At 48.7% G+C, this 25,814-nt stretch carries 8 protein-coding genes; 6 read left to right on the top strand and 2 right to left on the bottom strand.

The genetic code is table 11. The features are described 5' to 3' along the window. Positions 1 to 19: 19 nt before the first annotated feature. The gene (locus tag QUB56_RS16950; protein WP_332956653.1) at positions 20 to 1,201 is read right to left on the bottom strand and encodes a PepSY-associated TM helix domain-containing protein; all 1,182 of its coding nucleotides are present in this window, start codon (positions 1,199 to 1,201) and stop codon (positions 20 to 22) included. A gap of 171 nt (positions 1,202 to 1,372) precedes the next feature. Next, positions 1,373 to 4,186, bottom strand: coding sequence for a TonB-dependent receptor domain-containing protein (locus tag QUB56_RS16945; protein ID WP_332956651.1), 2,814 nt, complete (start codon positions 4,184 to 4,186; stop codon positions 1,373 to 1,375). A 17-nt stretch (positions 4,187 to 4,203) separates the two neighbouring features. Between QUB56_RS16945 and QUB56_RS16940 the strand changes: the two genes are divergently transcribed. From QUB56_RS16940 to QUB56_RS16915, 6 genes are all read left to right on the top strand, one after another. Beyond that, a complete protein-coding gene (locus QUB56_RS16940; RefSeq protein ID WP_332956649.1) occupies positions 4,204 to 4,488 on the top strand; it encodes a hypothetical protein in 285 nt (94 codons plus the stop codon). A 500-nt stretch (positions 4,489 to 4,988) separates the two neighbouring features. After that, the gene (locus tag QUB56_RS16935; protein ID WP_332956648.1) at positions 4,989 to 13,637 is read left to right on the top strand and encodes an amino acid adenylation domain-containing protein; all 8,649 of its coding nucleotides are present in this window, start codon (positions 4,989 to 4,991) and stop codon (positions 13,635 to 13,637) included. A 347-nt stretch (positions 13,638 to 13,984) separates the two neighbouring features. Beyond that, positions 13,985 to 18,673, top strand: coding sequence for an amino acid adenylation domain-containing protein (locus QUB56_RS16930; RefSeq protein WP_332956647.1), 4,689 nt, complete (start codon positions 13,985 to 13,987; stop codon positions 18,671 to 18,673). Between the two features lies 1 nt (position 18,674). After that, entirely contained in the window at positions 18,675 to 21,962 is a 3,288-nt protein-coding gene (locus QUB56_RS16925) for an amino acid adenylation domain-containing protein (RefSeq protein ID WP_332956645.1), read from the top strand. Positions 21,963 to 22,044: 82 nt separating this feature from the next. Further along, positions 22,045 to 23,772, top strand: coding sequence for a pyridoxal-dependent aspartate 1-decarboxylase PanP (gene panP, locus QUB56_RS16920; RefSeq protein WP_332956644.1), 1,728 nt, complete (start codon positions 22,045 to 22,047; stop codon positions 23,770 to 23,772). A gap of 63 nt (positions 23,773 to 23,835) precedes the next feature. Continuing rightward, positions 23,836 to 25,386: a condensation domain-containing protein gene (locus QUB56_RS16915; RefSeq protein WP_332956643.1), complete on the top strand. Its 1,551-nt coding sequence runs from the start codon at positions 23,836 to 23,838 to the stop codon at positions 25,384 to 25,386. The last annotated feature ends 428 nt before the right edge of the window (positions 25,387 to 25,814 follow it).

The raw sequence follows: 25,814 nt of genomic DNA, 5'->3' as shown, positions 1-25,814 counted from the left end.
AAACCGCACGCCGCTCTCATTAAAACCAAGGCCATTGCTGGCTAAGTGGCGATAATTTTTCATATTGCTGTCTCGCCTCCTTTCGGTAAAATTTCACCAAATGCCGCTGCCGCCACATCAGTACACCCGTCATAAACAGTACAATCGCTGCTAATCCTGCGATCGCGTGTGCCAGCCGCAAGTAAATTCCGCCATAGCTGCCAATATGTAGCGGATAAAGCGAGTTGAGAATTCGATTTGCGACAGAAGCTGAATTTACACTGTCAGCCTGCAATATTTCGCCACTGTATTGGTCGAGATAAATGGTGCTAATCCCGTTTGGGTGCGGGTCATTGGGAAATTTTTTCCGTACCTTAAAAATTGCTTCAGGCGTCAAAGGCAGAGAAATAAAAGTGGTTTTAGCTTCCGGCCAAACGGTATTAACTTGGTGTAATATTTCGTCAATGTTTTGCCTCGAACTGCTAGACTGGGGATGAGAACTCAATGCTGGCTGTGGCTTTTCATTCGTTAGCCAATACAGAGTCGATTGAACCGGCGCGTAAAAAATTATCGCTGTCCCTGTAGCGGAGATGAGTATGAGAAAAGCGACCGATACAATGCCAAAAACGTTATGTAAATCAAATACAGTCCGCTGCCAGTGAGCTTTCCAATTAATTGAAAATCCGCGAGCTAAATTGCGCCAGCCCGTCCACAAGACCAAACCAGTAAAAGTTAGTCCTAGCATTACTAGACCGCAAATGCCGACAACAAGATGACCAAATTCTCCTCCCGCTAATTCCGCGTGTAACGTCAAAATAAAACCTGTAAAAGTTTTTTTCCAAAGGCGCGCACCCTTAATTTCTCCGCTGTAAGGATTGACATAAACGCTAACTACTTCCTCGCTCTTTGACAGCATCGAAACTTGGCAAACTTCCTTCGCTTCTCGGGGCAGCAAGATACTAAGAGCTTGATTTTGCGGATAAGCTTTTTCGACAATTTGCAGGATATTTTCCAGCGGTAGCCGTTCGGCTTGAGGAATTACTCGCAGGAGTTGGGGATTGAAGAATCGCTCGATTTCGGAACCGAAAACCAGCAAGCAGCCGGTTAAAGCAATTGCTGCGAGAAATATTCCTACCACCAACCCCAAATACAAGTGCAGTTTGAATGCGAGTTTGCGGAACTTCATCTCTAGATTTTTCTCAAAGCCGTTAACTGTTCTCATTAAGGTAAAACTGATAGTCCTTAGCGGGGTTTCAACCCCGCTAAGGACTGGCGGACTAGCGGGTGGGCGCGAGGACTGGCAGACTAACAGCTTAAATTGACACCAATGGGTTCTTGGAGTGTCCCTACGGGGGATATTGAATCTACCTCATAAACCTTCAATCTGCTGTAATTACCAGTTAAGGCGGTAATTAATGCTGAGAGTTAAACCTCTCCCTGCATAATTAGAGCTGTCCACGCCAAATCCAGCGATGTATTGGGAGATTACGGGAAAATATTGATTATTCAATAAATTCTCAACTTTGACTTGTAGTAGCCCAGAGCCAATTTTAACCGCGCTGATGTAATCCACTGTGAGATAGCTGCTAATCCGACCACCATCCGAGCCGTCTTTGAAGCCCCGATCGCGATTTCCAGAATATAAAAACTGTAACCGATTGTTCCATCCCGGCAAAGTTTCGTTTTGAACATAAGCTGTTAGCTTGATCGGTGGAATTCTGCTGCTATCGAGGGCGAGGTAACTGCCCCTATTCTCCTCAGATTCGCCTTCAATATAAGTAGCAGTACCGCCGAGCGACCATGCTCGTTCAGGTTGCCAATCCACAGTCCCTTCTAAGCCGTAAATGCGTTCTGGGGCGCGTTTTAGTTCCAGGCGACCTGTGTTGCCAACTGGTTGAAAAGTCACTCCTAAATCGGAGGTATTGTAAAAAGCGGAAAGCGACATTTGTACGGATTGCCACGCTCCTCGAATGCCAATTTCGTAGCTGTTGACTTTTTGCGGTTGAGTTACTTCTAACGAAGATTCAATTCCGACAAAATTGTCGGGGGGTTCGCGGAGGATGCGGCCGAAATCTGGAACTGAAAAACCTTGAGAAAAGTTGCCAAATACGTTGAAGTTGTCATTTAGTTTATAGACAGCCCCTGTATTAAATAGGGTGGCGTTAAATTTGCGATTTCCTCCTTCAATCTGGCGATCGTTAAAAGTGGTATAATCATTGACTTCTAACCCGATGCGTTCGTGACGTATCCCGCCACTTAGAATGACGATATCGTCAATATTCCATTCCATTTGACCGAAAAGGCCAAGGCTGTTGTAAGTGTAAGGAGGAACGAAAGGACGCTCGGAAATTTTCCGGTAAACCCTGCCGCCACTTGCGTCAAATCTCTGCGGGTCGTACAAGTCGAAGCGCTGTCTGCTATCTTCCGTAATATAGTCAGAACCCCAAGTTAATCGAAGATTTTTGGCACGGGATAAAGGAGTGGCGATCGCCAGTCTACCTCCTATCTGTTCGTTCTCGGCTCGCGAACGAGTAACGCCGAGAAATGGACCGTAGAACTCGGACGTGCGGTAATCTGAAGGAATGCCTGTATTGGAATTTGTTCGATAGTAGATTTGACTTTGAAGGCTGCTGCCAAAAAGGTTTTGGTTGGTGTAACTTAGGTTGACCTGTGTACTTTTATTTCCCGGTGTTTCCCCGTCGAGATCCAAATTTCCGGTTCGGATGGCGCGGGCTTTTTGCCGTCCTTCCTGGTCGTCAACGCTAAAGTCTGGAATCACATTGGGATCTTGGGTTTCCCGATAGTGATTGACAGTTAGTTGCAGCCGCTGTTGGCTGCTCAAATCTACCCCTACTTTGCCTATCACGTTGAAGAGGGTGCTGCTATCTCCGCCGATTTCAAAAAAGGGAATGCGCGACCCTTTGGCATCGTAAAAAGCTCCACTTCTTGAGAGTGAGACAGTGCCGGTCAGATCGAAATTGCCGGTTCGGCCAGAAATCGTCTGCTGAGCGTTAAAGCCTAGAGCATCTTCTGTGTTTGTTAAGGAGCTATTGACGCCCACTTCAGTAATAGCAGCTAGCCTTTCCTCAGTTGGCCGGCGAGTAATAATATTAATCACGCCACCTGTAGCCTGAGCGCCGTAGATTGCAGTAGACCCCCGCACTACTTCAATGCGTTCGATCGCGCTGGGATCGATGTTTCTAAATTCTCTGCCAAAAGATTGAAGATTGGTCGTTTGCGGCACGCCGTCAATCAGAACGGAAACGTCGCGACCCCGCAAAGTTTGTCCATAAGTGGCAGTAGTTTGAGTCGGGGCCGCAAAACCGGGAACCTCATTTGCCAGAGATTCCCCGATATTTCTCGATGCCCCTGTCTGCCGCTGAATTTCTTGTGAGTCTATCACCGTTATAGAGCGCGGCACGTTCGTCACTCTTTCTGCTGTTCGCGTTGCAGTGACGACGATTTCTATCGGGTCTCTCCCTGCCGGTGGCGTCCCTGGTGGCTGCGCTGTCGGCGGCAAGGGTGCTGCGGGTGTCCCTGGTGGCTGTGCTGTCGGCGGCAAGGGTGCTGCGGGTGTCCCTGGTGGCTGCGCTGTCGGCGGCAAAGCTTCTCCTGGTGTCCCTGGTGGCTGCGCTGTCGGCGGCAAGGGTTCTCCCGGCGTCCCTGGTGGCTGCGCTGTCGGCGGCAAGGGTTCTGCGGGTATCTCCACCGGCTGCCCTGTCGGTGGCAAGGGTGCTGCGGGCGTCCCCGGCCGCTGTGTTGTAGGAGCCGGTGCAGGCGGGCGAGCGGTGATCTCGGAGGTGGGTTTTAAGCCCAGAATCAGGCCCGCAGCACCAGGAATCACCTGTGCTACTGGTTGACCCCTCTCGCCAATGACTTTGATTCGGATGCTGTTGTTATCTAAACGAGTAACGGTGACAGAAGCAATTCCCGCAGCCGGCTTGTCTTGACGAAACTCATTTCCCCCCGGCAGTCGCAGTTGAGCGGTGATGACATCAGCTTGTAAAGTTTCTCCAAAGCTGGCGGTGAAGACTTGTAGGGGTCTTCCATCTTCAGTGTCTAGAATGATTTCAATGCCTTCTGAGGTGGGGTTGAGGCGAACGGCGGTCACCTGCGCGATGTTGGAAGCGCACGCCGGCCCAGCGACTAACGCCGATACGACTCCTGCGAACCCAAGGCTACTTAATAATTTCTGCGATCTGGTCATTACTCTTGAATTAACTATTGATAGAACTTCGGATATGTGATTTGCGTTGTTTGCACAACATGATTTGTGGCAGCGTTGCTGCTCTTCTGGGCCGGAGTCAAACACACAAGCGGAAGATACGACCTAGTTTTCGGGCGCACTTCGATCGGATTCTCCCGTCGCTATCGGCCTTTGTCTGGCAGGAAGCGCGTCAGGGCGAACGCCTCTGTCCGGTGGCGCGATCGACGATCGACCACGGTTGGTACCTTCCTCGGTTAAAGGAAGTAGTCGCTGGGGTCTTAATGAGAAAGTCCCTTAATTAGATAACAGACAACTTGCATCTGTCAAGAGTTAACTAATGAAAACTTATTGCATTTTAAGTTAGGGGGTCTGACCCCTCTATCTAGTTGTACACTACTTGCATATTATGTTGCTGTAAGGGCTTGACAAAAGTTCGCCTAAAAGGCTATGGCAAGAGTTAGAAAATATTGTCATATAAGCAATGAGAGGTGTCAACAAATTTGCTCTACCCCTCTTGACAATAAATATCATTTAACTTAGTATGCTTAAAGTCGATAGCCGTAAAGCCCCTGAAGCTGATATCGAAGCTGGCTCGGACTGAAAATCGCCCCGGAGCCTGCAGCCGAACAGCGCGATCGACAACAAAAGGTGAAAAGAAGCGCTAACACCCGGATTGAAGACTCAAACGCGCTGATGGGAGACTCGTAACGCCCGACAACTGTTCACAGAAAGTCTATGTGGAAAGAATTTGGCGGAACTGGTTGGCGTACTGCAAACAAGATTTATTAGGTAAAAAGAATCGATGAGTGACGCAAGCATTAAGGGAAACCAACTCACCGAAAGTTGTACCAATTTAGTAGAACTCCTACAAAACAGAGCACTACACCAACCAGAGCAGAAATATACATTTCTGTTAGACGGAAAAACTGAAACCGCCTGTTTGACTTATCGAGAGTTAGATGCGATCGCCCGATCGCACGCCGTGCGACTTCAGACATTGGGAGTCACCGGCGAACGAGCCTTGCTGCTTTTCCCGCCAGGATTGGACTATCTCGCCGCCTTTTTTGGATGCTTGTACGCCAAAGTTATCGCCGTTCCCCTCTATCCGCCGAAGCTGAAACGGAATTTAGCGAAAATTAGCGCGATCGCCCTAGATGCAGGAGCAACAGTTGCGATCGCTCCCGCGCGACACCTGGAAAATTTAGAGCAGCTATGCGAGCAAGCGCCGGAACTCAAAGCGATGCGCTGGCTGAGTGCAGAGGCGCTTGCCGATGACGGCGAAAAGTGGGAGCAGCCACCCATCCATCCCGACTCCGTGGCTTATCTTCAGTACACTTCCGGCTCAACCTCCACCCCCAAAGGCGTAATGGTGAGCCACGCCAACGTTTTGTACAACATCGAATACATTCACCGAGGCTTTGACCACGATTCCGAGAGCGTTGCGGTAACGTGGCTCCCCCACTTTCACGACATGGGGTTAATTGACGGATTGCTCAAACCTTTGTACCTGGGAATTCCCTCTTACTTCATGCCGCCAGCGGCGTTTATTCAAAACCCGATGTGCTGGTTGGAAGCGATTTCGCGCTACAAAGCTACCCACAGCGGCGGGCCAAATTTTGCTTACGACTTGTGCGCTAGCAAAATCAGCAAAATCTTGGGCGATGGCGAAAAAATGCTCGATTTGAGTAGTTGGCGCGTGGCCTATAACGGCGCAGAACCCATCCACAAAGAAACCCTAGAGCGATTTACCAAAGCTTTTGAACCCTGGGGTTTTCAGGCAGATGCCTTTTGTCCTGCTTACGGAATGGCAGAAACTACGCTAAAAATTGCCACGGTTCGCAGCGGCATCACACCGACTTTCTTACCTGTTGACGCTGGGGCGCTGGAAAATAATCACATTGTAGAAGTTGGCGAAGGCGATCGCGGCGCGAGAACTTTAGTCGGCTGCGGTTTCCCTGAATTTGGCACTTTAGTTGCGATCGTCAATCCCGAATCTCTTAGGCAATGCCAGCCGCAGGAAGTCGGAGAAATTTGGGTAGCTGGCTCAACAGTTGCGCGAGGCTATTGGAATCGCCCAGAAGAGACAGAAAAAACCTTTCAAGCATATCTTTCCGATACCGGCGAAGGACCATTTTTGCGAACAGGAGATTTAGGCTTTTTACGCGATCGCGAACTGTTTGTTACAGGGCGACTCAAAGATTTGATTATCATCCGAGGTCGCAATCTTTACCCCCAAGATATAGAAAGAACGGCTCTTCGCAGCCATCCCAGTTTGCGGCCGGGGGCGATCGCGGCATTCTCGGTGGAAGTCGCAGGCGAAGAACAGCTCGTTATCGTGCAAGAATTACAATCTCGCAAAGCGCCGGATAATAGCGAGGAAATTATCAGCGCCATCCGCTCCAGTATTGCTCAAGAATATGAAGTGCAAGTTTATGGAGTAGTGCTGATTAAGCCCGGAAGCATTCCGAAAACTACCAGCGGTAAAATTCAACGTCGCGCCGCCTGTGCTGACTTTCTAGCTGACAATTTGGAAGTTGTTGCCAGCAGCGTTTTAGAGTTAGCTGATTCGGTGGAAACCGACAATCAAATCACGCGAGAAATTCTGGTGACAGCAGAGTTAGAAGAACGGCAGTTGCTGCTTGAGGCTTACCTTTGGCAGCAGGTAAACCGCCGGGGAATTCATTCCCCGGCTAATAGCCAAAGTCGCCTAAGGCCGACGGAAGAGGAATCTTCAATCCACTTCAGTGCCAGGGAGAAAACACAAGATATTATCGATCGACCGCTCAGCAGCTTTGGACTAGATTCTTTAAGAATTTTTGAGTTAAAAAATCAAATTGAGAGTGACTTGGGCGTTAGTGTATCGGTTGCCGATTTGTTTGAGGATAGGAGCATTGCTCGACTGGCAGTGCAAATTCTAGAGCAACTGACAGGAAATACCAAAGCAGCCGTCCCGAGGCCAGTTTCTCGATCGCGCCATCTTCCCCTGTCTTTTGCCCAAGAGCGCTTGTGGTTCTTCGACCAATTGGCACCGGGAAACCCCTTCTACAACCTCTGCGGTGCGGTTCGGGTGACGGGGCAACTTAATGCAGAAGCACTCAGGCAAAGTATTGAGAAAATTATCGAGCGACACGAGATTTTAAGAACTGCGTTTGCTGGTGGTGAAAAAGAACAGATACAAGTTATTTTTGAGGTGGGAAATTTCCCATTACCGCTGATAGATTTGAGCGATCGCTCCCCGGAGGAACGGGAAAAAGCAGCGCAAAAACTGTCTGCAGAAGCAGCAAAATTGCCCTTTGATTTAACTCAGCCACATCTGCTCCGTGCCAAACTTCTGCGCCTATCAGAAACAGAACATACTCTGCTTTTATCCGCCCACCATATCATTTTTGATGGCTGGTCATTGGGCATATTTTTACGAGAACTAGCTGCATTTTATGAAGGATTGTCTAATAAAAATTTAGCCTCGCTTCCACCGCTGCCAATTCAGTATGCAGACTTTGCAACTTGGCAGCGCCAACAAATGCAGGGAGAAATATTAGAAACTCAACTTACTTACTGGAAGCAGCAGTTAAGTGGCAGCGCAGCCGTTCTAAATTTACCAACAGACTTTTCTCGTCCCGCTGTTCAAAGTTACAAGGGAGGTCGGCAATTATTTGAATTGCCAGAACACTTAACCGAGGCAATTAGGCAATTGAGTCGCCGCGAAAAGACCACTTTCTTTATGACATTGCTGGCAGCATTCAAAACACTGCTTTACCGCTACACGGGGCAAGAAGATATCCTCGTCGGTTCACCAATTGCTAGCCGCAACAGCAGCGAAACCGAATCATTGATTGGATTTTTTGTCAATACTTTAGTGCTGCGGACTGACTTAAATGGAAATCCAACTTTTCGAGAGTTGCTGAATCGAGTGCGAGAGGTTGCATTAGGTGCTTACGCGCATCAAGATGTACCGTTTGAGAAGTTGATAGAAGAATTGCAGCCGAATCGAGATTTAAGTCAATCGCCTTTATTTCAGGTGATGTTTGCCTTTCAAAATGCCTCTGAATTCGCCTTAGAATTGCCGGATTTAAGCTGGAAATGCCAACAGATTCACAGCGGCACAGCAAATTTCGATTTAACCCTGGAATTAGAAGCCACAGCAACAGGTATTAGAGGCTGGTTTGAGTACAGCCTAGACTTATTTGAATCGGCTACAATCGCGCGAATGGCAGGACACTTTCAGAACTTATTAGAAGGCATCGTTGCGAATCCCTGCGCGCGTCTATCAGATTTGCCCCTGCTTGCAGAAACAGAACGCCAACAACTTCTATTTGAATGGAATAATACTGGGGTAAATTACTCCGAAAATGAGTGCGTTCACCGTTTGTTTGAAGCGCAGGCTGCGAAAACACCTGATGCGGTTGCGGTGCGATGTGAATGCCAAAGTTTGACTTATCAAGAATTAAATAATCGAGCGAATCAAGTCGCACATTACCTGCACTATTGCGGTGTAAAACCCGATGCCATAGTCGGCGTTTATCTGAAGCGATCGCTCGATGCGATCGTCGGAATCTTAGGCGTATTAAAAGCAGGCTGCGCTTATTTACCCCTCGATCCGCATTATTCCAAAGAACGTCTTAATTTCATGTTAGAAGACGCAGCAGTTCGCGTATTGCTAACGCAAGCACAATTAGCTGCAGACTTGCTAGTCCCCAATATTTCCGCAATTTGCTTGGATGCAGAATGGGAGATAATTTCTCAAGAAAATCAGTCAAATCCTGATAGCGCAGTTTCGCCAGAAAACCTCGCTTATATCATCTATACATCCGGGTCTACCGGCAAGCCAAAAGGAGTGATGGTGCAGCATCAATCTTTGGCAAATTATACGCAGGCTGCAAGTGTAGAATATGGCATCGAACCAGGCGATCGCATTCTCCAATTTGCTTCCCTCAGCTTCGACGCCAGCGCCGAAGAAATCTATCCCTGTTTAACGCGAGGTGCCACTTTGGTACTGCGCGGAAATTCCATGTTAGACAGCATTTCTTCCTTCCTGCAAAAATGCCGGGAATGGCAAATCACCGTCTTAGATTTACCAACCGCTTACTGGCGCGAATTAACTGCCAGACTCAGCATCGAAAACGCAGAATTTCCCCCGTCAGTGCGCTTGACAATTATTGGCGGAGAAACCGCACTTTCAACATCGCTGAATCAGTGGCAAAAGTGCGTATCAGAAAAAGTGCGGCTAGTCAATACTTACGGCCCCACAGAAACAACCATTGTCGCGACGTGGTGCGACTCTTCCTCCTCTTCTTCTCTCCCCTCTGCGTCCTCTGCGGTTAAAAACTCCGCAAAAACCTTGCCGATTGGACGTCCAATTCCAAATGCCCGCACCTATGTACTCGATGCTAATTTGCAACCAGTTCCCATCGGAGTCCCCGGCGAACTTTATATCGGAGGTGCGGGCGTTTCCCGAGGCTATCTTAACCGTTTAGAGCTGAATCAAAACAAATTTATTCCCGATCCTTTTAGCAGCTTCCAAGGCGATCGCCTTTACAAAACAGGCGATTTAGTCCGGTATCTTCCCGACGGGAATTTAGAATTTCTCGATCGCACAGATCGTCAAGTAAAAATTCGCGGTTTCCGCATAGAGTTAGGAGAAATCGAATCCACACTCAGCCAACATCCAGACGTGCAAGAAGCAGTCATTCTGGCGCATGAGGAAGATTCAGGCAGCAAGCGCTTAGTTGCTTACCTCGTTTTAAACTCAGCAGTCGCGGGCGGGCACGGAGGCACCGCCCCTACGCACTCTGCACTGATTAAAAGTCTGCGCTCTTTTCTCCGGGAACAACTGCCAGATTATATGGTTCCTGCCAGTTTCATGTTTTTAGAAGCGATGCCATTAACGCCAAACGGCAAGGTAGATTTTAAGGCACTTCCCGCACCGGAAACCAACAAGTCAAACGCCGATTTTATCGCACCTCAAACTTTAGAAGAACAAGTATTAGCGGAGATTTGGGCGGAGGTTCTGGGTTTAAAACAGGTGGGAATCAATGACAATTTCTTCGAGTTGGGAGGTCACTCTTTGCTGGCAACTCAACTGATTGCCAAGGTGCGCGATCGCTTTCACGTCGAGCTATCATTGCGCTGCTTGTTTCAATCCCCTAGTGTCGCCAGTCTGGCAGTTGCGATCGCACAAGCTAAGAGCCAGCAGTCGCCCGAATCCCTGATTTCACTGCCCGCGATCGCCCCCGCTCCTCAAAATCGCTACCAACCATTTCCGCTCAACGAAATGCAGCAGGCTTACTGGATCGGGAGAAATAGCTTTTTTGAAATGGGCAATGTTGCCATTCACGGCTATGTAGAAATTGAGAGCGACGAGTTAGATTTAGAGCGGTTTAGCCTCGCGTGGCAGCGAGTTGTAGAGCGTCACGATATGCTGCGGGCGATCGTACTGCCGAACGGACAGCAGCAAATTCTGGAAAACGTACCCGCTTATAAAATTGAGGTTTTGGATTTGCGATCGCTCGCTCCAGAGGTTGCGGGTGAAAAACTCGCAGCAATTCGCGATCGCCTTTCTCACCAAGTGCTGCCGCTCGATCGCTGGCCGCTGTTCGAGATTTGCGCTTCGCAAATAAGCGATCGCCGCATCCGGCTCCACATCAGCATTGACGCCTTGTGCATAGACGGCTGGAGTTTTCAAATTTTGTTTGGCGATTTGGTGCAGTTTTACCGCAATCCCCATACTGCGATCGCGCCCTTGCAACTGTCTTTCCGCGACTGCGTGTTAGCTGCGATCGCCTTAGAAAACTCCCCATTTTACCAGCAATCCTTAGATTACTGGCGCACTCGCCTCAAAACCCTGCCACCAGCGCCGGAATTGCCCCTCGCCAAACAGCCGAATTCCTTAACACAGCCGCGATTTAAACGCTGGAGCGATCGCCTAGACTTGCCAACCTGGCAGCGCCTCAAAACGCGCACAGCTCGCGCCAGCCTCACTCCTACGGGTTTATTGCTAGCTGCCTATGCCGAGGTTCTCTCCTTGTGGAGCAAAACGCCTCGGTTTACCCTCAACGTGCCGCGCTTTAATCGGCTTCCCCTCCATCCTCAAGTTGAGGAAATTATCGGAGAATTTGCCTCATTTACTCTGTTAGAAGTAGATAACTCAAAGCCAGAAAGTTTTGAAGTACGAGCCCAGCGACTGCAAGAACAACTTTGGCAAGATTTAGAACACCAATATGTCAGCGGCGTGCGCGTTTTGCGAGAACTCGCTCAAGCGCAAGGTACAACCTCCGCGTTGATGCCAGTTGTGTTTACGATCGATCCGCAAAACGCGCCAGGAGAAGATACTTCTATCTTCTCTTTGATACAAGAATTGGGAGAACTGGTTCACATCATCGGTCAAACGCCGCAAGTTTGGATAGACGCGCAATTTACTGAAACGGCCCAGGGGCTGTCTTTTAGCTGGGATGCGGTGGAAGAACTCTTCCCCCAAGGGCTAATCGACGATATGTTTGACGCCTACTGCAGCCTGTTGCAGCGCCTCGCAAGCTCGGAGGAAGCTTGGCAGGGAACGGCGCAGTTGCAGCAGCGAGCCGTCGCTAACGGCATCGATGCACCGATTCCCGACGCACTGCTGCACGAACTATTTGCTCACCAGGTAGCCTCGCGCTCGCAGCAATCCGCCGTGATTACTTCAACGCGCACCCTCACCTACGAGGAACTATATCTGCGATCGAATCAAGTCGCTCACCGATTGCGGAAGCTGGGAGCTCGCCCTAACCAGTTGGTTGCCGTGGTTATGGAAAAAGGATGGGAGCAAATCGTCGCTGTGCTGGGCATTCTGGCATCCGGGGCAGCTTATTTGCCCGTAGATGCGGCGCTACCAAAAGAGCGGCTGCGGTATTTGCTGGAAAATGGCGAAGTTGAGATTGTTTTGACGCAATCTCAATTAAATCAGCGCTGGGAATGGCCGGAAAATGTGCGGCGAATTTGTCTCGATACCGACGAATTGGCGGCCGAAAGCGGCGAAGCTTTGGAGTCGGTGCAGGAACCGGAAGATTTAGCTTATGTGATTTATACTTCCGGCTCAACTGGCTTGCCGAAAGGCGTGGCGATCGCGCACCGAGGTGCAGTCAATGCGATCGCTCAGACCAACCAAGTGTTTAATGTGGCCGACTGCGATCGCGCGTTCGCAGTCACCGCACTGCACCACGATATGTCGGTTTACGATATTTTCGGCATCCTAGCGGCCGGGGGCGCGATCGTCATTCCCGATGCCGCACAACGGCTAGACCCCGCTCACTGGGCGCAATTGATGGTACAAGAGCGCGTCACCATTTGGAACTCGGTGCCGCCGATGATGGAAATGCTGCTCGATTACGCTGCCGGACGTTCTGAGGTGTTGCCAGAGTGCTGGCGCTGGGCGTTTCTCGGCGGTGACTGGATTCCAGTAACACTGCCCCAGAGGTTAAGGGCGATCGTCCAAGAATGTCGCGTTGTCAGCGTTGGCGGGCCAACTGAAACCACTCTCTGGAACATCTGGTATCCGGTAGAAACTGTTGACCCTTCTTGGAAGAGCATTCCCTACGGATCGCCGCTCGCGAACACCCGCTATTACATTTTGAATGAAAGGCTGGAAGACTGCCCCGTCTGGGTACCAGGGGAAATGTGCTGCGCCGGAGTGGGACTGACAAAAGGATACTGGCGGAATGAAGAAAAAACTCGCGCCAGCTTCGTCACGCACCCCGTCACGGGCGATCGCTTGTACCGAACGGGAGATTTAGGGCGCTTCCTCCCTGACGGCAACATCGAATTTTTAGGGCGAGAAGATTTCCGCCTTAAAATTCGCGGGTATCGCATCGAAGCAGGAGAAATTGAAGCCGCTTTGAACCAGCACCCGGCAGTCAAAGCATCCATTGTCACCGCATTCGGAGAAAATCACAGTCAAAAACGCTTAGTAGCATATATCGTTACCCAACAAAACCCTGTCCCTGCGGTTGAAGAATTGCGCCAATTTCTGAGTGAAAAACTGCCCGATTATATGGTGCCGTCTGCATTTATAATTCTGGACGCGCTGCCGCTTTCGGCGAACGGCAAAGTTAACCGCAAGGCACTGCCCGAACCGGATGCCGCAATTCCAGAAGCCAAGATTTTTGTCGCACCGCGCACCCCTATTGAGGCAATGTTAGCGAGAATTTGCTGTGAGGTTCTCGGCATCGAACAGTTAAGCATTGCCGATAACTTTTTTGAACTAGGAGGAAATTCGCTGCTGGCAATTCAATTAGCAGCAAAGGTACGAGAATCTTGTCAGATAGAATTGCCTTTGTGCGATATTTTTGCAGGAGGCTCGCTCGCCGTACTTGCAGAAAAGATTTCTGAAGCCAAAAACAAAAATGCGGCCGTTGAAGAACCCGCGATCGCGCCCGTTTCGCGATCGGCGTACCGCAGGTCGCTGTCATCTTTGCGCTAACCACAAATCAATAATGAGTCATGAGTGAGCAGCCAATAATATCATGTCCGTTCGATTGACAAGCGAATTTCAAAGGTGGTACCCGCCACGTGATTTATCCGTGGAATCAATCCAAAATTGAAAATCGAAAATCCTCAAGAAAGAGCATTTATCTCGCGCAAGTCAATCTAAAATCTCAAATCTAAAATCTAAAATCGATTGACCGTTATTCCTCTAGGGGCGGGTTCGCCAATATCTTTACTAAAAACGATAAATCTCGTAAACCCGCCCCGCCCAAGATATTACCTCATAACCAATCCCCAAATATCGGCTGCAATCCCAATTACCAATTACCAGTTACTAATCCAATGACGGTGCATTTTTCCGAAAAACCTCTAACAGATACTCGCGACTCGGCAAATACTGCGGAAGAAGAAGTATTTGCATTTCCCACCTCTTTTGCCCAGCAAAGACTGTGGTTTATCGATCAATTTGAACCGGGAAACCCTTTTTACAACCTTCCGGCGGCTGTGTTACTGAAAGGCAGGCTAAATGTAGTAGTGCTAGAGCTAAGTTTCAAGGAAATTGTGCGCCGTCACGAAGCTTTGCGGACGACATTTGCCACTGTAGACGGTCAACCCGTGCAGGTGGTTGGTGAGAATTTTAATTTCGGGCTGCAAGTTTTAGACCTGCAACAATTGGCGGAAAATGAGCGAGAAGAAAAAGTAAAACAACTGACTGCCGAAGAAGCTAGCAAACCTTTTGACCTAACCAAAGGACCGCTGTTGCGAGCTAGTTTGCTACAGTTAGATGCTGAGGAATATGTCTTGCTGCTGACGCTACACCACATTATTTTTGATGGCTGGTCAATCGGAGTCTTTCTGCAAGAATTAGCAGCACTTTACGAAGCGTTTTCAATTGGTAAACCATCCCCACTTCCCGAACTTTCCATACAGTACGCCGATTTTGCTATTTGGCAGCGGGAATGGCTTGCGGCCGATCGCTTGCAAACTCAACTTAACTACTGGAAAAAACAGCTCAGTGGCGCTCCCCCCTTGCTGGAATTGCCAGCCGATCGCCCCCGTCCCCCCGCGCAAACCTATCGGGGCGCGAAAGAATCCTTTCTCATCCCGAAAACGCTAAGGTCAGCCCTCAAAAAGCTCAGCCGCCAGGAAAATGTCACCCTGTTTATGACGCTGCTAGCAGCCTTTAAAACGTTGCTCTACCGCTATACAGGACAGGCAGATATCCCCGTTGGCTCTCCCATTGCCAACCGCAACCGAGCCCAAATTCAAGGGCTAATCGGGTTTTTTGTCAATACTTTGGTATTGCGAACTGATTTGTCAGGCGATCTGACTTTTCGGCAGTTGCTCGATCGCATTCGGGAGGTGAGTTTAGAAGCTTACGCTCACCAGGATTTGCCGTTTGAGAAACTGGTTGAAGAGTTGCACCCCGAGCGAAATTTGAGCTACAATCCACTGTTCCAAGTTGCTTTTGTTTTGCAAACTCCACCTGTTGCTGCAGAATCAATCGCTGGACTCAATCTCACTCTTTTAGAGGTTGAGAATCAGACAGCAAAAGTTGACTTAACGCTGTATTTAGAAGAAAAGCAGGAAGAAATTAGCGGTCAGTTTGAATACAGTACAGATTTATTTGATGCGGTAACTATTAGGCGGATGGCGGGGCATTTTCTCACGTTGCTGGAGGGCATAGCTGCCAACCCAGAGCGGCGGATTGAAGAGCTACGGTTGCTGGAGGAAAAAGAGCGGCACCAGTTGTTGATAGAGTGGAATGACACCCGCGCCGATTATTTGAGCGATCGCTGCATTCATCAATTATTTGAAGCGCAGGTAGAGCGAACGCCCAATGCCATTGCAGTCGTATTTGAAGACCAAAAACTCACCTACGGCGAACTGAATGGACGAGCCAACCAACTCGCACATTACCTGCAACAACTCGGCGTCAAGCCAGAAGTTTTGGTTGGGATTTGTGTCGATCGCTCGCTCGATACAATTATCGGCATTCTCGGTATTCTCAAAGCTGGCGGCGCTTATGTTCCGCTCGATCCAGCCAACCCGCGCGATCGCCTTGCTTTTATACTCGAAGACGCGCAGGTAAATGTGCTGCTGACTGAGGAAAAGTTGTTGCAAACCCTTCCCAAATGCAGCGCCAAAATCGTTTGCCTCGATGGGGATAAAAGTGCTTTCTCCCAAAACAGCAAAGAAAATCCCGCCAGCGGCACCACTGCCGAAAATCTCGCCTATATCATCTACACTTCTGGCTCCACTGGCATCCCCAAAGGCGTTTTAGTTCCTCACTCAAACGTCGTCCGCCTGTTTGCTGCTACCCAGTCGCGGTACAACTTCAACGAGCAAGATGTGTGGACGCTGTTTCACTCTTATGCCTTTGACTTCTCAGTCTGGGAAATTTGGGGCGCTTTACTCTACGGCGGGCGACTCGCGATCGTACCTTATTCAGTCAGCCGATCGCCCCAAGATTTTTACAGCTTGCTATGCAAAGAACGAGTCACAGTTCTCAACCAAACTCCTTCGGCATTTTACCAGTTGATAAAGACAGAAGAATTTGCCGGAATTGACGAAGATTTAAGCCTGCGCTTAGTAATTTTTGGCGGGGAAGCTTTAGACTTGCAAAGCTTAAAACCTTGGTTCGATCGGCACGGCGATCGGCACCCCCAACTGGTCAATATGTATGGCATTACAGAAACAACAGTCCACGTCACCTATCGGCCGCTGACTGCCGCTGATTTAAGTAAAAATGCCAGCCTTATTGGCCGTCCAATTCCTGACTTGCAAGTTTACCTGCTCGATCGCAACTCCCAACCCGTTCCGATCGGCATCCCTGGGGAAATTTACGTTGGTGGTGCTGGCGTCGCGCGGGGCTATCTCAATCAGCCAGAATTAACGGCCGATCGGTTTATTCCAAACCCCTTTAATGACAGTTTGAAAGCGCGGTTGTACAAATCGGGAGACTTAGCTCGCTATCTGCCAAATGGCGATATTGAATACTTGGGACGAATTGACCACCAAGTAAAAGTGCGCGGTTTCCGCATCGAATTAGGAGAAATTGAAGCAGCGCTAGGACAGCATCCAGATGTCGCCCAGGCTGTGGTTGTAGTGCGAGAAGATGTACCGGGCGATAAGCGCTTGGTAGCTTATATCATTGCTAACTCAGCAGCACAAAATAAGCATTCAATACTGATTCACGAACTGCGCTGCTTTCTGAAAGAAAAATTGCCGGAATACATGGTGCCTGCTGTGTTCGTGATGCTGGAATCGCTGCCTCTAACTCCCAACGGCAAAGTCGATCGCAAGGCACTACCTGCACCGGAGCGCGATCGGCCAGAACTCGAAGAGGCATTCGCCGCGCCAAGCACGGCTATTGAGAAAATCCTGGCAGAAATTTGGGCGCAAGTATTGGGGTTAGAACAAGTGGGAATTGACGACAATTTCTTTGAATTGGGCGGCGATTCTATCCTCAGCATTCAAGTCATTTCTAAAGCCAATCAAGCGGGGTTGCAGCTCACTCCAAAACAACTGTTTCAACACCAAACCATTGCACAGTTAGCCACCGTCGCCGATACAACTGGGATTCAACAATCGGAACAGGGATTAATCACTGGCGAAGTTCCTCTGACACCGATTCAGCACTGGTTTTTCGAGCAAAATCTCTCCGATCCGCACCACTGGAATCAGGCGGTGCTTTTAGAGTTGCAGCAACCTCTCGAACCTGCATTAATTGAGTCAGTTTTGCAAGAATTGCTGAAGCACCACGACGCGCTGCGCCTGCGTTTTGGGCGAGGAGAATCTGGCTGGCAGCAGGCGATAGCCAATCCCGACGAGGTTGCGACCTTTACCTGCATTGATTTGTCGTCGCTACCTCCAGAGGAGCGAGAAGCCGCTTTCCAAACCGCCGCCACTCAGTTGCAAGTTAGTTTGAATTTGTCAGAGGGGCCATTACTTCGCGCTGCCCTATTTGACTTGGGCAAACATCAGCCAAATCGCTTGTTATTGGCTATTCATCACTTAGCGGTTGATGGGGTTTCGTGGCGAATTTTAATTGAGGATTTCCAGACAGCTTATGAGCAAATTAGCCGCGGCGAAACAGTCGCGCTGCCGCCCAAAACAACCTCATTTAAGGAGTGGGCCGAACGCTTGCATGAGTGGGCGCGATCGCCCGAATTGCAGGGAGAGTTCGATTACTGGTTCGCCCTTTCTCACCAACCAACTTCTCCCTTGCCAATAGATTTCCCAAACGCAGCCAATTTAGTTGCATCTGCAAAGACAATATCCGTTGCTTTGAGTGTTGAAGAAACAAAACTGCTCTTACAAGAAGTACCTGCCGCTTACCGCACTCAAATTAATGATGTATTGCTAACTGCTTTAGCTCAAGCATTTGAACGCTGGGCAGGCAAGAACTCACTTTTACTTGACTTAGAAGGTCACGGGCGCGAAGATATATTTGAAGGCGTAGATTTGTCGCGCACAATCGGCTGGTTCACAGCAGTTTTCCCCGTCCTGTTAAACTTAGAAAAACCTGCCGATCTCGGGGCTGCCCTCAAATCAGTAAAAGAGCAATTACGCGCAGTGCCCAATCGCGGTATTGGCTGCGGCGTCCTAGGATATTTAAACCCAGAAAGTGCTAAAAAATTGCACAAATTGCCGCAAGCTGAGGTAAGCTTTAATTATCTCGGACAGTTTGACCAAGTGCTGCCGAAGTCTTCTTTATTAATGCTGTCTTCCAATCCTAGTGGCCCCCTTCGCAGCCCGCGCGGAAATCGGCGTTACCTGCTGGAAATTAACGGATTTATTGCCAGCAGCAAGCTGCAATTAGATTGGACGTACAGCGAAAACATTCACCGACGAGAAAGCATTGAAAATTTGGCAGCGGGCTTTATAGAATCGCTGCGATCGCTAATTCAACACTGTCAATCCCCCGACGCCGGCGGCTGCACTCCTTCTGACTTTGCAGAGTTTAAGTGGAGCCAGTGGAGCCAGGACGATTTAGACAACATTACCGCAATTTTGGCAGAGCTTTAATATGATCGAAGGCAATATCGAAGATTTTTACCCCCTCTCCCCAGCGCAGCAGGGCATTCTCTTTCATTCGCTTTACCAGCCAGAATCTGGCGTATATTTCGGGCAACTGCTGTGCGTCTTGCGCGGCGCTCTCAATGTTTCTGCGTTTAGAAATAGTTGGCAAAAAGTTGTAGACAGGCATCCCATTTTGCGGACTTGTTTCCTGTGGAAAACTTTGAAAGAACCCGTGCAAGCGGTGCGCAAGCAGGCTGCACTATCTTGGCAGCAGATGGACTGGCGATCGCTCTCGGCTTCCGAACAACAACATCAGCTAGAAACGTTCCTAAAAGCCGATCGAGAGCAGGGCTTTGACTTGACATCAGCTCCCTTGATTCGCCTTGCACTGGTCCAGTTAGAAACAGATACATTTCAGTTTATTTTGAGCCACCACCACTTAGTTTTAGATGGGTGGTCCCTGGCGATCGTTCTTGAGGAAGTTTTGGCATTTTATCAAGCCTTCTCCCAGGGCGAGGAATTGCACCTCAAACGCCCTCGCCCTTATCGGGATTACATCGCGTGGCTGCACCAGCAAGATTTATCTGCGGCTGAGTCATTTTGGCGGCAAACTCTCAAAGGTTTTGCAGCTCCAACTGCGATCGCCCGGGGCAATATTGTCGCGGGAAACCGTTTAGAAAGTAGTGGCCAACAGCAGGTGATATTTTCTGCAACAGCCACCGCCGCACTGCAATCTGCCGCGCGGCAGCATCAGCTAACATTAAATACCCTCGTACAGGCAGCTTGGGCGCTACTTTTGAGCCGATACAGCGGCGAGGAAGATGTGGTCTTTGGTACGGTTGTCTCCGGGCGACCGCCAGAGTTAATTGGTGCTGAATCGGTAGTTGGACTGTTCGTAAATCCTCTGCCAGTGCGCGTAAAAATTGACCCACAGGATTCTATTTTATCCTGCTTGAAACAACTCCAAGCGCAACAATTTGAGGCGCGGCAGTATGAGTACAGCCCCCTCATTGAGGTGCAGGGGTGGAGCGAAGTTCCTCGGAGTTTACCTCTATTTGAGAGTTTGGTCGTTTTTGAAAATTATCCTTCGGATGCTTCTTTGCAGGAGAAGATTCACAACTTAAAAGTAGAGAATATTCGCTCCTGGGAAACAACGAATTATCCTCTAACGGTGATGGCGATGCCGGGTGCGGAATTGACGCTGAAAATTATTTTCGATCCTCGCTGCTTTGAGGACAGCGCGATCGCGCGGATGCTCGGACACCTGCAAACTTTACTAGAGGAAATGACTCTCAATCCTGAGCGGAAACTGTCAGAATTGCCCCTATTGAGCGCCGCCGAACGCCAGCAATTACTTGTCCAGTGGAACGACACCCAAGCGGATTACCCCAAAAATTCCTCAATTCACGAATTATTTGCAGCGCAAACAGAGCGAACCCCAGATGCAGTGGCTGCAATTTGCGAAAATGAACAATTGACTTACCGCGAATTGAATGCCAAAGCCAACCAAATCGCGCATTACCTGCAATCTCTAGGCGTAAAGCCCGAAGTTTTGGTGGGAATTTGCTTAGAGCGATCGCTGTCGGTGCTAGTGGCCATTTTGGGCATTTTAAAAGTCGGTGCCGCTTACGTTCCTCTCGATCCTGCTTATCCCCAAGAACGCCGCTCCTTCATGCTGGCCGACGCAAAAGTTCCGGTGCTTTTGACTCAAAAAAACCTCCTAGAAACCCTCCCCGAACACAGCGCTAAAGTCGTCTGTATCGACGCCGAATGGCAGGAAATTTCCCGCGAGAGCGATCGCAACCCCGCTGTTAAAGTGGAAGCCGAAAACCTCGCTTACGTCCTCTACACTTCCGGCTCGACAGGCACTCCCAAAGGCGTACTTGGCACCCACCGAGGCACAGTCAATCGCTGTTTTTGGAACCCCTACCCTTTTATCGAAGAAGATATTTGCTGTCAAAAAACGTCCTTAAATTTTGTCGATTCGGTTTGGGAAATTTTTGCTCCTTTGCTGCATGGGTTGCCCACTGTGATTATTCGCGATCGAGCCGTCAAAGATATTAACCAATTCCTTCAAACCTTATCAAAGCAAAATGTAACGCGACTGGTGCTAGTTCCTTCTTTGTTGCGCGCTATCTTAGATTCCTTCCCCGATCTAGACAGGCGTTTGCCTCAATTAAAATATTGGATTTGCAGCGGAGAAACTCTGCCGGTGGAACTTTGCCAGCAATTTCGAGAGCAGATGCCCCAGAGGGTATTAATCAACCTTTATGGCTCTTCTGAGGTAGCTGCGGACGTGACGTGGTACGATGCAACTCACTGTCTCGAGCAAGTTCCCATCGGTCGCCCGATCGCCAACACGCAAATTTATCTGCTCGATCGCAATTTGCAACCCGTTCCCATAGGAATTCCCGGCGAGATTTACGTCAGCGGCGATGGATTGGCACAGGGCTACTTAAACCGCCCCGACTTAACCTCGGAGAAATTCATTTCTCACCCCTTTGGGCAAGAAAAATTAGATTTTCTCGGTAATTCTCCTCAAAAACTTTTGTTCAAAACAGGCGATATCGGTTGTTACCTGCCGGATGGTAATATAGAATTTCTGGGTCGTGGCGATTGCCAAGTAAAAATTCGCGGTTTCCGCATCGAACTAGGAGAAATAGAGGCAGCACTTTCTCAACATTCTTCTGTGTCCACCGCTGCTGTTGTGCTTCAGGAAAAAGCACCGGGCAGTCAACGCCTAGTCGCTTACCTAGTTCCTAACTCAGGGTTCAGAAATCAGCACCCAGAACTTATTTCCGAACTGCGTTCATTCTTGAAGCACAAACTGCCCGATTACATGGTGCCTTCAGCTTTTGTGCTATTAGATGCGCTGCCATTAACGCCCAACGGAAAAATTGACCGCCTCGCCTTATCTCAAAGGTGCGATTGCGTTTCTGATGAAACAGCCTTCACTGAGCCAAAAACGCCCACAGAGGAAGAAATTGCTGAGATTTGGACTGCTCTTTTAGGGCTAGAAAAAGTAGGAACCAACCAAAACTTTTTTGACCTGGGCGGTCACTCTCTGATGGCAACACAGTTAATTTCGCGAGTGCGATCGTGCTTTGGGGTAGAGTTAGCGCTGTGGGATTTTTTTGCCGCTCCCACCATTCAGAATTTAGCTGAACTAATCGAGGAAGAAATTCTGGCAAACGCCGATGCTAACCAGATAGATGAATTGCTCGATCTCTTAGAAAATAGTGAGGGAGATTCAGCCAAAACAGTGATGCTTACTGAGGAAAGATCGGGTTGGTAAAAGAAACCAAGCAGCCCTTTTATCCTTAAGGCTTCGGTGGGGAATAGGAGATAAAAAAAGCCCATTAAACAGGATAAATTAGATGAGTAAATTAACAGTAAAAGCCCAAGAGTTTCAAGATGTAATGCAGCCCTTAAAAGCCTCTGTTACCCCACTTGAAGAAAAATTAATGGAGCTATTCAGTGCCTCAGAAAAGTCATTTTTGGCAGAAGAAGCAATGGAGGAGCGAATTTCTGCCCTAGTTGAAGACTTTTTGTACGCAAAAACCGCTAGTACAGATATTGACTTAGAGTTAATTATTCAGGAGTTTAGGGAAAACAAAATTCCCGCCCTTCCTACAGATGTTGCGGATTATATCGATGATTTAGCCCAAACCCTCGTTGCCCATTCCATTCACACCTCTTCCCCCCGATATATCGGTCACATGACGAGCGCACTTCCCTATTTTGTGCGCCCGATCGCGAAGCTGTTAACCGCGATGAATCAAAATTTAGTCAAGATGGAAACTGCCAAAGTTTTAAGCCCCTGCGAGCGCCAGACTTTGGCAATGATGCACCGATTAATTTACGATTTTTCTGAGGAATTTTATAACCAGCACATTCAAAAAAGTGACAGCACGCTCGGTATCGTGACAACGGGCGGCACCCTAGCTAATATTACAGCCCTGTGGTGCGCTCGCAACGCTTCTTTAGGGCCAAAAAATAACTTTAGTGGCATTGAAAAAGAAGGCTTGTACGCAGCTTTAGAGTTTTACGGCTACAAGGGAATGGTGATAATCGGCTCGAGTTTGATGCACTATTCTTTTGAAAAGGCTGCCGGTTTATTAGGCATTGGCGATCGCAATCTCCTAAAAATCCCCACCGATGCCAATCACCGCATGGATTTGGCAGCGCTGCGCCAAACAGTAGCCGAATGTCGCGATCGCCACCTGCACATTCTGGCAATTATCGGTATTGCAGGCAGCACCGATTCCGGAAGTATCGATCCGCTTCCAGAAATAGCCGCGATCGCCCAAGAAGCAAACGCTCACTTTCACGTCGATGCCGCTTGGGGCGGCCCCGTGCTTTTTTCCCAACGTCACCGGCACAAATTCGCAGGGATTGAACTAGCAGATTCCGTCACCATAGATGGACACAAACAAATGTATTTGCCAATGGGAATCGGTCTAGTTTTATTCCGCAATCCCCAAACCGCCAAAGTTATTGAAAAACACGCGCCCTACACAGTGCGAAAAGACTCAATCGATCTCGGCAAGCGCTCTCTCGAAGGCTCTCGACCAGGTGCGAGTTTGTTCTTGCAAGCCGCGTTGAATATCATCGGTCATCAAGGCTATGAATTTTTGATAGATGCAGGCATCCATAAAACGCAGCACTTCGCCAATTTAATTCGGGAAAATCCAGCCTTTGAATTGCTGCTAGAACCAGAAATTAATATTCTTTTATACCGCTACATTCCAGAAACCTTCAGGGAAAAAGCAGCCAAAAAACAACTAGCCGAAGCAGACAACCACTTCATCAATCAATTTAACGAGCGCCTTCAGGAAGCCCAGCGGCGAGCCGGTCACACCTTCGTATCGCGAACAACCGTGCAAAACACCAGTTATGGCAAAACCATGCCCATTGTTGCTTTTCGAGTCGTCCTTGCCAACCCCCTCACCACCGAAGCAGATATCAACGTTGTTTTAAACGACCAGCTAAAAATAGCAGCAAAGCTTTCCTTAACTATCACAAACAGCGACTACTCCGACGAGGTGAATCACAAAAAATTCCACGTTGATGAAGTACACCAGTCAAGCGATCGCGAGCTGTAGGGAAACGGCACTGCCGTGTCCTCTATCGAAAGCTATGTACCTCACTTACCTAAAAAATGCTGTATGATGTCTACTAATCGTTCAGAACGACTAAAAAACCTCTCGCCCCAGAAGCGAGCGCTCCTCCTCAAAGCATTGGGCAAAGAGGCAGTACAGGCTGAGCAATCTCAGCGCATTCCCAGGCGATCGCAGCAAAACTCGGCTCCCCTTTCTTTTGCCCAGCAACGGCTGTGGTTTCTCGATCGATTGTCTCCCGAAAACCCCGCCTACAACCTTCCTGCTGCTGTGCGTTTGCAAGGACAATTGAATTTGTCTGCACTGCAACAAACACTCAATGAAATTGTCAGGCGTCACGAAGTTTTACGGACTGCTTTTGCAGAAGTAGACGGGCAACCTGTCCAACTGATTTCTCCTTCCTTGAATTTCGCTTTGTCGGTAGTAAACTTGCGACATTTACCAGAAAATGAGCAGCAAGCTGAAATAGAGCAGCGTACTCTTGAAGAAGCCCAACGCCCCTTTGACTTAACGCGAGCTCCCTTACTTCGGGGCACTCTGCTGCAACTTAGTCCGGCAGAATATGTGTTGCTGCTGACGATACACCACATTATTTCTGATGGTTGGTCTATGGGGGTATTGGTGGGAGAAGTAGCCGCACTTTATGAAGCTTTTTCCAATGACAAACCCTCTGGGCTGCCTGAACTTTCCGTACAGTATGCCGACTTCGCCAGTTGGCAGCGGCAGCATTTCCAGGGAGAGAAATTAGAAAAACAGCTCGCTTATTGGAAACAGCAATTGGGAGGCGCTTTAGCTGTACTGTCAACAGATAGGCAGCGCTCTCCCGTGCAAAGTTTCCGAGGGTCGCAGCAATCTTTTGTGATTTCTGCTTCTTTAACTGAAAAGCTAAAAACGCTCGCCCAGCAACAAGATGTCACCCTATTTATGACGTTGCTGGCAGCATTTCAATCCTTGCTTTCCTGCCAAATAAAGCAGGATAATCTCGCTATTGGTTCTCCCATTGCCAATCGCAACCGCCTGGAATTAGAGGAACTAATTGGATTTTTTGTCAATACTTTAGTGCTGCGAATTGACACCGCAGGCAATCCAACTTTCCGGGAACTACTCCGTCGAACACGCGAGGTAGCTTTAGCAGCTTACGCTCACCCCGATGTCCCTTTTGAAAAGCTCGTAGAGGAATTGCAGCCGGAGCGAAATCTCAGCTATAACCCGCTGTTTCAAGTGTGGTTTGTACTCCAGAATGCGCCCATGCCACCCCTGGAGTTAGCTGGTTTAACCTTGAGCATTTTGGAATTCGATGTCGGTATGTCGAGACACGACTTAAGCCTCACTCTCTGGGAGATTTCAGAAGGAATTCAAGGCTTATTTGAGTACAAAACAGACTTATTTGAGGGTGCGACCATTGCCCGAATGGTGAGAGGTTTCCAAACCCTCCTCAACCAGGTAGTCATCCAGCCAGATATCATGCTCGACGACTTGACAGAAATTATTGCTGAAGCAGAAAGGCAGCACCAAATCGAGCAGGAAAAACAAATTCAGATTTCGGGAATTCAAAAATTAAAAATGGCTAAACGCAAAGTTATGAAAAGTTTAAAATGATGGCTCATATCAAATCTGTTAGCATCGGAATTCTTCCTATCTCTCTTCTCCTCATCTGCGTAAATCAGCGTCAATTCCTTGTCATCTGCGGTTACTAAATTATCTTTTTTTGACCGCAGATACAGGCAGATTAACACAGATTAACGCAGATGAATTAGATGGATTCCGGTTGCACCATCTGGGATTGTTGACTGTTGACTGAATTTTATTATGCCGATGCTACCGGAAGTTATGAAAAGTTTAAAATGAGGGCTCATATCAAATCTGTTTGCATCGGCATTCTTCCTATCTCTCTTCTTTTCATCTGCGTGAATCAGCGTCAATCCCTTGTCATCTGCGGTGAACAAGTTCTCTTTTTTTGACCGCAGATACAGGCAGATTAACACAGATTAACGCAGATGAATTAGATGGATTCCGGTTGCACCATC

It is taken from the genome of Microcoleus sp. AR_TQ3_B6, assembly GCF_036702785.1.
Taxonomy (GTDB): domain Bacteria; phylum Cyanobacteriota; class Cyanobacteriia; order Cyanobacteriales; family Microcoleaceae; genus Microcoleus.
This window is presented reverse-complemented; position numbering and strand designations above follow the sequence as displayed.

Coding starts and splice junctions, on each gene's coding strand:
- panP (WP_332956644.1), top strand. CDS start 22,045: ATGAGTAAATTAACAGTAAAAGCCCAAGAGTTTCAAGATGTAATGCAG.
- QUB56_RS16935 (WP_332956648.1), top strand. CDS start 4,989: ATGAGTGACGCAAGCATTAAGGGAAACCAACTCACCGAAAGTTGTACC.
- QUB56_RS16925 (WP_332956645.1), top strand. CDS start 18,675: ATGATCGAAGGCAATATCGAAGATTTTTACCCCCTCTCCCCAGCGCAG.
- QUB56_RS16915 (WP_332956643.1), top strand. CDS start 23,836: ATGATGTCTACTAATCGTTCAGAACGACTAAAAAACCTCTCGCCCCAG.
- QUB56_RS16950 (WP_332956653.1), bottom strand. CDS start 1,201: ATGAGAACAGTTAACGGCTTTGAGAAAAATCTAGAGATGAAGTTCCGC.
- QUB56_RS16945 (WP_332956651.1), bottom strand. CDS start 4,186: ATGACCAGATCGCAGAAATTATTAAGTAGCCTTGGGTTCGCAGGAGTC.
- QUB56_RS16930 (WP_332956647.1), top strand. CDS start 13,985: ATGACGGTGCATTTTTCCGAAAAACCTCTAACAGATACTCGCGACTCG.